This is a genomic window from Coriobacteriaceae bacterium (assembly GCA_025992855.1).
In the GTDB taxonomy this organism is placed as follows: Bacteria; Actinomycetota; Coriobacteriia; order Coriobacteriales; family Coriobacteriaceae; genus Collinsella.
This window is the reverse complement of record DAJPGB010000001.1, coordinates 214470-227405: the sequence shown is the minus strand read 5'-3', so window position 1 is coordinate 227405 and position 12936 is coordinate 214470. Positions and strand designations below refer to the sequence as shown.

The 12936-nt window shown below is 60.6% G+C and carries 12 protein-coding genes; 11 read left to right on the top strand and 1 reads right to left on the bottom strand.

What is annotated here, in order from left to right:
- Nucleotides 1-14 precede the first annotated feature (14 nt).
- From atpF to OIL88_00960, 8 genes are all read left to right on the top strand, one after another.
- The gene (gene atpF, locus OIL88_00995) at nucleotides 15-617 is read left to right on the top strand and encodes a F0F1 ATP synthase subunit B (GenBank protein HJI70962.1); all 603 of its coding nucleotides are present in this window, start codon (nucleotides 15-17) and stop codon (nucleotides 615-617) included.
- A complete protein-coding gene (locus OIL88_00990) occupies nucleotides 607-1083 on the top strand; it encodes a F0F1 ATP synthase subunit delta (protein ID HJI70961.1) in 477 nt (158 codons plus the stop codon). Before atpF ends, OIL88_00990 begins: the two co-directional genes overlap by 11 nt.
- A complete protein-coding gene (gene atpA, locus OIL88_00985; protein ID HJI70960.1) occupies nucleotides 1083-2681 on the top strand; it encodes a F0F1 ATP synthase subunit alpha in 1599 nt (532 codons plus the stop codon). The genes OIL88_00990 and atpA overlap by 1 nt, the downstream gene beginning before the upstream one ends.
- A 5-nt stretch (nucleotides 2682-2686) precedes the next feature.
- Nucleotides 2687-3595, top strand: coding sequence for an ATP synthase F1 subunit gamma (atpG, locus tag OIL88_00980; protein ID HJI70959.1), 909 nt, complete (start codon nucleotides 2687-2689; stop codon nucleotides 3593-3595).
- Nucleotides 3595-5049, top strand: coding sequence for a F0F1 ATP synthase subunit beta (atpD, locus tag OIL88_00975; protein ID HJI70958.1), 1455 nt, complete (start codon nucleotides 3595-3597; stop codon nucleotides 5047-5049). Before atpG ends, atpD begins: the two co-directional genes overlap by 1 nt.
- Before the next feature lie 3 nt (nucleotides 5050-5052).
- Nucleotides 5053-5445, top strand: coding sequence for an ATP synthase F1 subunit epsilon (gene atpC, locus OIL88_00970; GenBank protein ID HJI70957.1), 393 nt, complete (start codon nucleotides 5053-5055; stop codon nucleotides 5443-5445).
- Between the two features lie 88 nt (nucleotides 5446-5533).
- A complete protein-coding gene (gene murA, locus OIL88_00965; GenBank protein ID HJI70956.1) occupies nucleotides 5534-6817 on the top strand; it encodes a UDP-N-acetylglucosamine 1-carboxyvinyltransferase in 1284 nt (427 codons plus the stop codon).
- 12 nt (nucleotides 6818-6829) lie between these two features.
- Nucleotides 6830-8065, top strand: coding sequence for an LCP family protein (locus tag OIL88_00960; GenBank protein HJI70955.1), 1236 nt, complete (start codon nucleotides 6830-6832; stop codon nucleotides 8063-8065).
- A gap of 253 nt (nucleotides 8066-8318) precedes the next feature.
- On the opposite strand, the gene pepT is transcribed toward OIL88_00960, so the two are convergent.
- Nucleotides 8319-9566 carry a peptidase T gene (pepT, locus tag OIL88_00955; GenBank protein HJI70954.1) on the bottom strand — a complete coding sequence of 416 codons (1248 nt, stop codon included), beginning with the start codon at nucleotides 9564-9566 and terminating at the stop codon, nucleotides 8319-8321.
- A 120-nt stretch (nucleotides 9567-9686) separates the two neighbouring features.
- On the opposite strand from pepT, the gene OIL88_00950 reads away from it, so the two are divergent.
- The 3 genes from OIL88_00950 to OIL88_00940 all read left to right on the top strand — a co-directional run bounded on the left by OIL88_00950 (nucleotide 9687) and on the right by OIL88_00940 (nucleotide 12570).
- The gene (locus OIL88_00950) at nucleotides 9687-10109 is read left to right on the top strand and encodes a metal-dependent transcriptional regulator (protein HJI70953.1); all 423 of its coding nucleotides are present in this window, start codon (nucleotides 9687-9689) and stop codon (nucleotides 10107-10109) included.
- Between the two features lie 8 nt (nucleotides 10110-10117).
- Nucleotides 10118-11011 carry a homocysteine S-methyltransferase family protein gene (locus tag OIL88_00945; protein ID HJI70952.1) on the top strand — a complete coding sequence of 298 codons (894 nt, stop codon included), beginning with the start codon at nucleotides 10118-10120 and terminating at the stop codon, nucleotides 11009-11011.
- 158 nt (nucleotides 11012-11169) lie between these two features.
- Entirely contained in the window at nucleotides 11170-12570 is a 1401-nt protein-coding gene (locus tag OIL88_00940) for a phosphoglucomutase/phosphomannomutase family protein (protein ID HJI70951.1), read from the top strand.
- The last annotated feature ends 366 nt before the right edge of the window (nucleotides 12571-12936 follow it).

Sequence of the window (12936 nt, the reverse complement as noted above, 5' to 3'; positions counted from 1 at the left end):
ACGGAGCGTCAAGTATGAATCTTTCATCCCAGAAGAGCGCGATCGCACTCTCCGCGTCCGCGGCCGCGCTGCTCATGCCGGTTTCCGCGTTCGCCGAGGACGGCGCTGCCGGTGCGGACATCCTCATCCCTAAGATGGCGGAGTTCATTCCGGCGCTTATCGCCTTCCTGATCATCTGGATCGTGCTGGCCAAGGTCGCCCTGCCGGGCATCATGAAAACCATGGAGGAGCGCGGCAAGAAGATCGAGGAGAGCCTCGACGAGGCCGAGAAGACCAAGCAGGAGGCTATCGCCAAGCGCGCTGAGTCTGACTCGATCGTCACCGACGCCCGTCGTCAGGCTGCCGACATCGTTCTCGAGGCCCGTAAGGACGCCGAGTCCGAGCGCGCCCGTATCATCGAGGCTGCTCACAAGGAGGCCGAGGAGATCATCGCCAAGGCCCACACGACCGTCGAGGACGAGCGCAAGTCCATCTACGCCGGTGCCGCGAGCTCCATCGCCGACCTGTCCGTTGCTGTCGCCACCAAGATCGTGGGCGAGGCACTCGAGGACGAGGGCGAGCAGAAGAAGCTCATCGAGCGCTACATCCAGGAAGCAGGTAGCCTGAATGCCGACTAGCCGCTATCAGGACAAGGTGCTCGAGACCTACGCGCGCTCCCTTTTGGAAGCCGCCAAGGCCGAGAACCATGTGTTCGAGGACCTCGAGATGATCGAGCGTCTGGCTAGCGCCAGCCCCGAGATCATCGCCGTGCTCGACACCATGTCCAAGCGCGACCAGCTCGACCTTCTTCCCAAGGTGGCAGCTGCCTTTAAGTATGTTGCCGAGGAAGACGAGGATGTAGTGGGCGTGACCGTCACCACGGCGATCCCGCTCGACGACGAGCTGCGTCAAACCATCACTAAGAAATGCGAGCAGGACTTCGGCCGCAAGGTATTCCTTATCGAGCAGGTCGACCCGTCTATTGTGGGCGGCCTGGTGCTCGAGGCCCGCGGCGAGCGTCGTGACATTTCCGTCAAGACGCAGCTGCGCATCGCGCAGGAGACCCTCGCAAACTCTGCTAATTCGTACGGAGGTGAAGCCTAATGTCCGAAACCCTCAATGCCCAGGATATCGCCAAGAAACTGCAGGAGCAGCTCACGAGCCTCTCCGCGACGGTCGATACGCATGAGGTTTCAACGGTCGACGAGGTAGGCGACGGCATCGCGCGCGTCTCCGGCCTCAAGAGCGCCATGGCAGGCGAGCTTCTGGAGTTCAAGAGCTCCGATACCGGTGAGACCGTCTTCGGCCTTGCCCAGAACCTTGACCGTGACGAGGTCGGCGCCGTTCTGTTCGGTGCCGTCGACTCCATCAAGGAAGGCGACGAGTGCCGCACCACTGGCCGCATTATGGATATCCCCGTGAGCCGCGCCATGCTCGGCCGCGTCGTCAATCCGCTCGGCCAGCCCATCGACGGCCTGGGTGACATCGTCGCCACGCATCGTCGCCCCATCGAGTTCAAGGCCCCCGGCGTCATCGACCGTACCCCGGTGTGCGAGCCGGTTCAGACCGGCCTGTTGGCCATCGACTCCATGGTGCCTATCGGCCGTGGTCAGCGTGAGCTCATCATCGGCGACCGTAAGACCGGTAAGACCGCCATCGCCATCGACGCTATCCTCAATCAGCGCGGCAAGGGCATGGTCTGCATCTATGTCGCCATCGGCCAGAAGGCCTCCACGGTTGCCAACATCCGCGAGACCCTCGCTCAGCACGGTGCGCTCGACTACACCATCATCGTTTCGGCAACCGCTGCCGATTCCGCCCCTATGCAGTACATCGCGCCTATGGCCGGTGCCGCTATCGGCGAGTTCTTCATGTACAACGGCGAGGACGGCAAGCCCGCCAGCGAGACCAACCCCGGCGGCCACGTGCTCGTCATCTACGACGACCTGTCCAAGCAGGCCGTGGCCTACCGTCAGATGTCGCTGACGCTGCATCGTCCGCCCGGACGCGAGGCCTATCCTGGCGACATTTTCTACCTGCACTCTCGTCTGCTCGAGCGTGCCGTCAAGATGTCCAAGAAGAACGGCTACGGCTCCATGACGGCACTGCCGATCATCGAGACCCAGGACGGCGACGTCTCGGCCTACATTCCGACCAACGTCATTTCCATTACCGATGGTCAGATCTACCTGCAGTCCGAGCTCTTCTTCCAGGGTCAGCGCCCGGCAGTCGACGTGGGTATCTCCGTGTCCCGCGTCGGTGGCGATGCACAGACCAAGGCCATGAAGCAGGTCGCCGGCAACCTCCGTCTGGACCTCGCTTCGTACCAGGAGCTCGCTGGCTTTACCCAGTTCGGCTCCGACCTCGACGAGGCTACTCAGAAGCAGCTGACCCATGGTGCCCGCATGACCGAGCTCCTGAAGCAGCCGCGCTACCAGCCGTTTGAGGTTGGCGAGCAGATTGTTACGCTGTTCGCTGGCAACGAGGGCTTCCTGGATGACCTGGAGATCGCCGACGTGCTGCCTTTCCGTGCCGAGCTCATCGAGTACATGGACAATGGCTTTGGCTCGCTGCTCGACAAGGTTCGCGCCAAGAAGATCGACGACGACACCAAGGCCGAGCTCTTGCGCGTCATCGGTGACTTCAAGCAGCAGTTCATGGCCAAGCACCATGCCGATACGACTGGATCAGAGGAGAACTAAGCCCTATGGCCAACCTTCGCGACATTAAGAAGCGAATCTCCTCGGTTACCACGACCAAGCAGATCACGCGCACGATGGAGATGGTCTCTACGGCCAAGATCCGTCGTGCCCTCGATCGCTCCAAGCAGGCCGAGCCCTATAAGGAGGCGCTGACCGACGTCATGTTGACGGTCGCCGGCGACGCCTCCTGCTCGGGCACCGATCCCATGCTGCAGAAGCATGAGAGCGTCAAGCATGGCCTGATTGTCGTCATTGCCTCGGACCGCGGCCTTGCCGGCGGTTTCAATACGACGGTGGAGCGCACGGCCGAAAAGCTCGCCGCTTCTTGGGCGAACGATGGCATCGAGTGCGAGATCATCGCGTGTGGGCGCAAACCGGCCACGTATTTCCGTGACCGCGCAAACGTCGCCATGCACTTTGAGGGCAACTCCTCTGAGCCCGATTTCAATCAGGCCCGCATGATCTCCTCTCATATCTGCGATGCGTATCGTGCCGGTGAGCTTGACCGCGTCGAGCTTGTCTACCACCACGCCAAGAACCGCGTGGATCAGGAGCTTCGCGTCGAGCACTTGCTGCCGCTCGATCCCGAGATGATCGCTATGGCCCACGGTCCGCGTAAGAACGAGACCGACGCCCCTAAGCGCATCTCGTCCACGTTCGAGTTCGTGCCCTCTCCCGAGCATGTTCTCGGCAAGCTTGTACCGTCATATATCTTGACGGTCATCTACCAGGCCCTGATCGATTCGGCGGCCGCCGAGCAGGGTGCGCGCCGCAAGGCCATGCACTCCGCGACGGAAAACGCCACCGCGATCATCTCGACCCTTACCCGCACGTATAGTCGCGTGCGCCAGGCTTCGATCACGACCGAGATCAACGAGATCGTCGGCGGAGCCTCAGCATTGGAGGAACAGTAATGGCTAATAACACCGTAAAGCTTGCGGTCGAGGAAGCCACCAAGAAGACGACTGCCGGTGATGGTCGCATCGTGCGTATCATCGGCCCTGTCGTCGACGTCAAGTTTGACGGTGCGGTGCCCCCGATCTACAACGCGCTCACGGTCGAGGCCGAGACCCCGATCGGTCACCTGAGCACGATCCTCGAGGTTGAGAGCCAGCTTCCGGGCGGCGTCGTCCGCACGGTCGCCATGTCCTCGACCGACGGTCTGCAGCGTGGTCTCACCGCCACCGATACCGGTGAGCCCATGAAGATGCCCGTTGGCCCCAAGACGCTCGGCCGCATTTGGAACGTCATGGGCAAGCCCGTCGACGGTAAGCCCATGCCCGAGGTGGAGGAGTTCTATCCCATCCACCACGCAGCGCCCCGCTTCGACGAGCTCACCACCAAGACCGAGATCTTCGAAACCGGCATCAAGGCCGTTGACCTGCTCGAGCCCTACATCCGTGGCGGCAAAACGGGCCTGTTCGGCGGCGCCGGCGTCGGCAAGACCGTTCTGATTCAGGAGCTCATCAACAACCTCGCCCAGGAGCACGGCGGCACCTCGGTGTTCACCGGTGTCGGCGAGCGTACTCGTGAGGGCACCGACCTGTTCCTCGAGATGAGCGAGTCTGGCGTTATCGACAAGACCTGCTTGGTCTATGGTCAGATGAACGAGCCGCCTGGAGCGCGTCTGCGCATCGGTCTGGCTGGCCTTACCACCGCTGAGTACTTCCGCGATCGTGGCCAGGACGTTCTGCTGTTCATCGACAACATCTTCCGCTTCTCCCAGGCCGGTTCCGAGGTTTCCGCACTGCTGGGTCGTATGCCGTCCGCCGTCGGTTACCAGCCTACGCTGGCTACCGAGATGGGTGACCTCCAGGAGCGCATTACCTCGACCAAGACGGGTTCCATTACCTCCGTCCAGGCTGTCTACGTCCCTGCAGACGACCTGACCGACCCGGCGCCTGCCACGACGTTTACGCACCTCGACGCCACCACAGTTCTTTCGCGTAGCATTTCGTCGCTCGGTCTGTTCCCGGCTATCGACCCGCTCGCGTCTTCCTCCGACGCTCTCGATCCCTCGATCGTCGGCGAGGAGCACTACCGTGTCGCCGTCAAGGTCCAGGAGCTTCTGCAGGAGTACTCCGACCTTCAGGACATCATCGCCATTCTGGGTATGGACGAGCTGTCCGAGGAGCAGCGCCTTACGGTCAACCGTGCCCGTAAGATCCAGCAGTTCCTCTCCCAGTCCTTCCACGTCGCCGAGAAGTTCACCGGCAACCCCGGTGTCTACGTCCGCGTCGAGGATACCGTCCGCTCCTTCGCCGAGATTGTCGACGGTAAGGCCGATGACCTGCCCGAGCAGGCGTTCCGCTATGCTTCCACGATTGAGGACGTGCGCGAGCGCGCCCGCAAGATGGGGGAGAAGTAGGTTATGCGTATCCGCATCGTGTGCCCCGTGAGCTGCGCCTATGAGGGCGACGCTGCGTTTGTGTCGATTCCGTCCACGGATGGCGAGTTTGGCGTTCTGCCTGCTCACTCCAGCGAAATCTGCACGATCGACCGCGGTTACGTTCGCGTTTCCGATAAGGCCATGGGCACTGTCGACCACACGTTTGCCGTGGCCGGCGGCTATGCCCAGGTTGCGGACGATGTCGTGACCGTTCTCGCCGAGCGCGCTTGCGATTTGGCGACCGTCGACGCCGACAAGGTTAAAGCCGATATTCAAGGTTTTGAAGAGAAGCTGGGTAATTTGTCGGAGGATGATGCACGCCGCGCCTACCTCTATAATGAAATCGCATGGTGTAAGCTCAAGCTTGCCCAATAGTCAGACGTTTTAGCGTTCGACCATTTGCGAACACATCATGCCCGGGATGGCCCAGCCACCCCGGGCATGCTTTTTGAAAGGGTAGACCTTGGATATTATCCGCGTTGAGGGTGGCCACGCCATCGGAGGTTCCGTGCCTGTTTCGGGTGCCAAGAACTCCGCGCTCAAACTTATGGCGGCAACGCTTCTGGCGCCGGGCAAGACGACGCTGCAGAACGTGCCTGATATTTCCGATGTCCACGTGATGGGCAAGGTGCTCAAGGGTATGGGCGCTACGATCGATGTTCTCGACGAGCACACGCTCGAGATCGATACCTCCCGGGTTGATTCTTGGGAGGCGCCCTACGAGCTCGTTGCCAAGATGCGCGCTTCCACTGCCGTGATGGGACCCCTGCTGGGCCGTTTCCATCGCGCCAAGATCGCCATGCCCGGCGGCTGCAACCTGGGTGCTCGCAAGATCGATATGCATATCTTGGGTCTTGAGGCCTTGGGCGTTGAGTTCGATACCGCCCACGGCTATATCAACGCCAACGCGCCCCAGGGCCTGCACGGTACCACCGTCACGCTCGAGTTTGCCAGTGTCGGTGCGACCGAGAACCTCATCATGGCCTCCGTGCGCGCGCAGGGTACCACGGTAATCGATAATGCCGCCCGTGAGCCCGAGATCGTCGATCTCGCCAACATGCTCAACGAAATGGGTGCCAAGATTGTCGGCGCCGGTACGCCTGTCGTGACCATCGAGGGCGTGGAGGAGCTGCATCCCGTTACCCATCGCGTGGTGGGCGACCGTATCGAGGCCGGTACCTTTATCGTTGCCGGTGCGTTGATGGCCGACGATTGCGGTGTCGACGTCACAGGCTTTTGCCCCATTCACTTGGGCATGGTGCTCAAGAAGATGGAGCTCATGGGCATCGACTGCGAGCGCGTCGAGGATGGCGTCCATGTGAACCGTGCCGAGCGCATCAAGCCGGTCGATATCCAGACGCTCCCGTTCCCCGGTTTCCCCACGGATATGCAGGCGCAGATCATGGTGCTCTCCGCCCTGGCCGACGGCAGCTCCGTTATCACCGAGAACATCTTCGAGAATCGCTTTATGTTTGCATCCGAGCTGGTGCGCATGGGTGCCGATATTCGCATCGAGAGCCACCACGCCATGATTCACGGCGTCAAGGGCTTCTCCGGCGCTCAGGTAACCTCACCGGATCTTCGTGGTGGCGCGGCACTCGTCGTTGCCGGCCTCATTGCCGACGGCACGACCGAGGTCTCGGCCATCCATCACATTAAGCGCGGCTATGAGCAGTTTGTCGAAAAGCTGCAGGCGCTTGGCGCTCATGTCGAGCACGCCACTGTTCCCGATCCCGTCATCTACTAATGCAGGTTGCCTATGTTTAATAAAAAGCCCCTCGCGGATACCACCGCCCGAAGACCCTCAACTGGTGCGCAGGCCAAGATCTACAGTCGCGATAACGTGGCTCGCTATTCCGAGCGCGCTCGTCAACGTCGTCGTAGCCACACGATTCGTCACGTCGCGCTCATTGTCGTGCTTGGTGTGCTGCTGAGTGCCACTACCGCTGCCGGCCTGTGGTTTGCTACCATTATGGGCAAGCTCGGCGATTCTAATGTCATTACCGATAATCTGCGTCGGGTTCTGGTTGACACCGATGAGGCAAAGGATCCGTTCTACGTGCTGCTTCTTGGCACCGACGGCCGTCCGGGCGAGGATACGTATCGTGCCGACTCGATTATCCTGGCACGCATCGACCCCACGCAAAAGCAGGCGACGCTCATTTCCGTTCCGCGCGACACCAAGGTCGAGTACAAGGGCGAGACCATGAAGATCAACGCCTGCCATACCGTTGGCGGCGCCGAGGCCATGGTCGAGGCGGTCAACGAGCTGTGCGGTGTTCAGATTTCCCACTATGCCGAGGTCAGCTTCGACGGTATGCAGGCGCTGATTGATTCGGTTGGCGGTATCGACATTAACGCAACCGATGATGTTGACGACCCCGAGCACCTGGATATTAAGATTACCGCTGGCCAGCAGCATATGGACGGTGCCACCGCCCTTACCTATGCCCGCTGCCGCTACACCTATGCCGACGGCGATTACACGCGCATGCGCCACCAGCGTCAGGTGCTTGGCGCCCTTGCCAACCAGATTCTCAATAACTTCGATGCCACGAAGATTTTTGGCCTGGTTAATTCGCTGTCCGATATGCTCGTAACCGATATGAGCGTTCAGGATATCGTGGCTACGGTCAACGCCATGCGCGGTATGGATGTCGACGGTATCTACTCGGCCAACCTGCCCTCGTACGCCGACGACAGCACCATGATCGACGGTGTGAGCTACGTCTCTGTCTACGAGGACGAGCTCAAGGAAATGATGGAGCGCGTCGATGCCGGCAAGGATCCCAAGGGTCCCAACACCATGGGTCTTTCCGACGGTTCCAGTTCTACGATCGGCGACCTGAACAACAACACGTCTGACGACTACGCAAACGGTACCGCAACTTCATCGGTCAGCTCTGACGATTCCGATGACTCAGGCGATTCGAGCGATTCGGACTACTACGAAGAGCCCACCGGCGACGGTAACGGCTACGAGGCCAACTACTAAGTTACGGCGTTTTACCAAACGCCGTAACGGCTCGACGCTGCGCGCCGCCCAAGGCGACAATTTGTCATTCAAAAGGCAGGGCATGACCAGAAGGTCAATGCCCTGCCTTTTTCATGCCAACTTGTTCGCCTTGGACGTCGCTCGCTGACGTTGGCTCAACCTGCGGTGCTGACTACTCCCCTTGCACCAAAAACCGCCCCGTTCTCGGTTTTGAGGACGGGGCGGTTTTGCTTACCTAGATTGTTCGAGTTCCCTATGCAAAGCGGGCGACGAGCTCCTGGAGCACGTCGGTCATCTTGACGAGCGAACTGACCGGGACGAACTCGTTGACGCCGTGGTAGCAATAGCCGCCGGTGGAAAGGTTGGGGCAGGGCAGACCGCGGAACGACAGCTGGGCGCCGTCGGTGCCGCCACGAATTGGCAGCACTTGGGGCTCAACGCCGCAGGCAAGGTAGGCTTCCTTGGCAACATCAATAAGCTCGGGATAGTCACGAACGATCTCGGCCATATTTCGATACTGCTGCTTAATCTCGACCGTCACGCGCTCCTCACCCAGACGCTGGTTGAGCATCGAGGCAGCGGCATCAATAAGGTCGAGTTTCTGCTGGAACTTGGCGGCGTCATGGTCGCGGACGATATAGCGCGCTGTGGCGTGATCGACGGTCGCAGATACACCCTCAAGGTGATAAAAGCCCTCGTAGCCTTCCGTATACTCCGGGCGCTGTACGTAGGGGAGCAACGCGTTGAAGTCGCAGAACAGATTGCCTGCGTTGACCATACGGCCCTTAGCGTCGCCCGGGTGGATGGACTGGCCCTCAAAGCAGACGGTCGCCTCGGCGGCGTTAAAGCATTCCCACTCCAGTTCGCCGATGGGGCCGCCGTCGACCGTGTAGGCGTACTTGCAGCCAAAGGCCTCAATATCCAGCAACTCGGCGCCGTGGCCGATCTCCTCGTCGGGGCAGAAGCAAATGCCGAGCGCGGGGTGGGGCAGCGAGGGATTCTGAGCGATGCGCGCGACGAGCGCCATGATTTCGGCGACGCCCGCCTTGTCGTCGGCGCCCAGCAGCGTGGTGCCGTCGCTGCAGACCAGGTCCTCGCCCACGAGGTCGTTCAGGGCGGGGAGCTTGGCGGTGCTCATGGCCACGGGCTTGCCGTCAACGGTGCCGCAGACCAGGTCGCCGCCCTCGTAGTGCACAATGTGCGGCTTCACGCCGGCGCCCGGGGCGACCTCGGTGGTATCGAGGTGCGCGATCAGGCCCAGAGCGGGCTTGTCCTCGGCGCCAGCGCTCGCGGGAATATGCGCGCAGACATAGGCATGCTCGGTCACATGGGCATCGGCCGCGCCGAGCTCGCGCAGCTCCTCGGCCAGTACGTTGGCGAGGTCAAACTGAACGGTGCTCGAGGGCACCTGGTCGCAGTTTGCATCCTCGGATTGCGTGTTGATCTGGACGTAGCGCAAAAAGCGCTCAAGGACATCGGGGTTCGTGGTGTTGTTTTCCATACAGACCGCTCCAATCTTGGTCGTCGTGTGCAACAAGAACTCTAGCACGGTATGCCACGGCATACCGCGGCGCTTGGATGGGGTAGAATCACCCATTGAATGCAGAAGGGACGGAAGGTCATGGAAACGACAAATAGCTCGCGCGAGCTGCACCTGACGGTGGCGAACGAAGACTACTTGGAGTGCATGGTTCGCATCGAGAGCGAAGAGGGGGAGACCAACGGTGTGCGATCGGTCGATATCGCGCAGCGCCTCGGTGTCTCCAAGGCATCGGTCAATAAGGCGGTCTCGGCGCTTAAAACGTCCGAGCTTGTCGAGCAATCGCACTACGGCAAGGTCATCCTGACCGAGCGCGGTCGTGAGGTCGGTACGGCTATCTGGTACCGCCATCGCCTCATCCGCACGTTTTTGGTCCAAGAGCTCGGCGTCGATTTTGAGCGCGCCGATTCCGAGGCGTGCATGATGGAGCATGCGCTTTCCGAGGACACGATGAACCGCTGGCTCGCCTATCTCGAAAAGCAGGGAATTAGCGTCGAGGAATAGCGGGATATATGGATACGAGTTACTACAACCGCTTTGGTGCCGAGGAGCTTGCGCGCCGTTTGTCGAGTGAGACCCTGTTGGCGCAGGGCCCCATGGGCAGTGTGCTGATGAGCGAGTACGATGCCGCCGACATTCCACCGGCGTTTTGGAATCTGGCAGAGCCGCAGACCGTTTCTCGTATCCATCGCCTTTATGTCGCCGCCGGCGCGCAGGTGCTCATCACCAATACCTTTCAGGCATCAAGCTATGCCCTCAAGCACGACCAGATCACGCCGTCCGTGGCGGAGGTCAATCGCGGGGCCGTCGATGATGCCCGCCAGGCGCACCCTCAACTGCTGCTGGGCTCGATGGGCCCGATCGGTATTGAGTGGTTTGCCGAGGACTCTGCCGAGTATCGTGAGATCCGAGGCATTGCGCGCGAGCAGGCGCACGCCTTGCTCAATGCCGGTGTCGACGGCCTGCTGATCGAGACGGTGACGTCTATCCGCAATTTGCAGCCCATACTTGCCGGCGCCCGAGATGCCGCCGACGGCATGCCTGTTCTGGTGAGTTTTGTCGTTGACGATAAAGGCGATCTGCTGGGCGATGGCCTCAACATCGAGGCAGCCGTTTTGTACGCCGAGAAACACGGCGCAAGCTCGGTTGGCGTCAACTGCTGTTCGCTTGCGGCCGCGAGCGCCGCAGTGCCCAGGATGGTTGCAGCGGCGACTACGCCCGTCACGGTGCGTCCCAACGTGGGCGATCCGGTCCAGACTCAGGATGGCCCCGTATGGCACGAGAACCCCGAAGCCTTCGCGTGCGCATGCATCGAATGGAGGCATGCCGGTGCCGCAATGGTTGGCAGTTGCTGTGGAACCACGGCGATCACTACGGCGGCGATGGCCGAGGCGCTCGATATATAAAGGTTAAACCGCTCCTTACGGGGCGGTTTTTTTTATTGTCTGTACGCCCTCGGCAGCATTTGCCCAAATGGTGAATGCCTGTTCCGGCAGGTTGCTGAACACTCGTTGCGGGTATACCTCATGCGTACCATGATCTAAACACTGTGAGGTGTCTGCGCGTGTGCGCGATAATTCATTTTGGAACTGACGGTTGGCGTGCTCGCGTCGACGAGGACTTTACCGTCGACAACGTTGCCCGCATTGCCGATGCCGTCGGCGAGTTGTGGCAAAAAACCAATCCCGGCAAAACGGTATATATAGGATTCGACACCCGGCCCCAGGCGCACGAGTTCGCTGAGCTTGCGGCGGGCGTGCTTGCGGCTCACGGATTGGATGCCGTGCTCGCATCTCGGCCTGTCCCGACCCCTGCCCTTACGTGGGCGGCGGCATATGACGGCGATGCCTGCGGCGCACTCATGGTGACGGGGTCCCATCATCCACAGGGCTATCTGTGTCTTAAGCTGCGCATGGGAGACGGCTCGACGGCCAACCAGGATGTCATCGAAGAGCTCGAAGATACCATGGCTCCTGAGCCGATGGGGATCGAGGGACACTACCGCACCGCAGATATTATCCCTGACTATATGCAGGCGGTGGCATCGTTTGTCGATTCGTGCGCCATTCGAGCCGCCCACCTGCGTGTGGTGGTTGACCCCATGGGCGGTGCGGCCCAGGGCTATCTTGCCGACCTGCTGCGCGAGCTTGGCGTCGAGGTCCACGAGATACATGCCGGACAGGAATCCGGTCAAGAGGATATTTGCCCCGACCCGGTCGAGCCGTGGGTGGATGCCTGCGAACGAACTGTTGTCGAGGACGGAGCGTGCGCCGGGTTGGTGACCGACGGCGATGCCGATCGCATCGGAGCGGTCGATGAGCGCGGTAGATATATACACCCACATCAGATCATGGCGCTCGTACTGGGCGATCTCGTGCAGTTCCGAAATCTTGAGGGCCGTATCGTCGTCAATCTCTCGTGTTCGACGCTCGTACGCCGTATTGCCGAGGCGCTCGGTTGCCGCGTGACCGTCAAGCCGGTGGGTTTTAAATATATAGCGGCAGAAATGAAAAAGGGCGGTGTCCTCATGGGCGGTGAGGAGGCCGGTGGTATTGGCATCGCCGCCCATATGCCCGAGCGCGATGGAATCCTTGCCTGTCTGATTCTGTGTGAGCTTATGGCAAAAACGGGCGCGCCTTTGGGCGTTCTGGTTGATCAGCTCGAGGCCAGTTTTGGCAAGACGAGCTACGGGCGCCGCGATTTGCGCCTCGAAGCCGAGGACGCCGAGTCGCTGCGAACGCTGCTTCCGGGTATAAATCCCAAGTCGATATGCGGCAAGGTCCCACAGAGCGTGAGCCATATGGATGGTTTGCGTTTGGCATTTGAGGATGACACGTGGTTGCTGGTTCGTCCGAGTGGGACCGAGCCGGTTGTGCGCGTATACGCCGAGGGCTTTTCGGTGGAGGAGCGCGATGAGCTACTCGATGCCGGTTGCGCTTTAGCTAGGGGAGCCTATCCGCTCTAGCCATGAGACCGCTCTCCATAAAGACGCGCTCGGTGAATGGTAGGTAACGGCTGGCAAACGTCAGCTGAATCCCAAAATGTGTAGGAAATGTGTGCGCCCAGATTCCCGCCCCGGACGCCCCTCCGGTCTGGCAATATATCTCCTTGCCGCGCGGCCCGGTGGAACCGGATGAGCCGCGAAGGCGTGCACCTTGAGAACCGGATACTGCGAGGATGGACACACCAGATGTGTCGCATCCGGGCAGACATCGAACCATTTGAAATGGTCTAACTTGGATTTGTTTTTCGCAAGGCCGCCGAGAGGCGGCCCCGAGAAATTCCTTTTCCTATCAAATAGAACCATATGAATCGAACGGAACCGATCAGC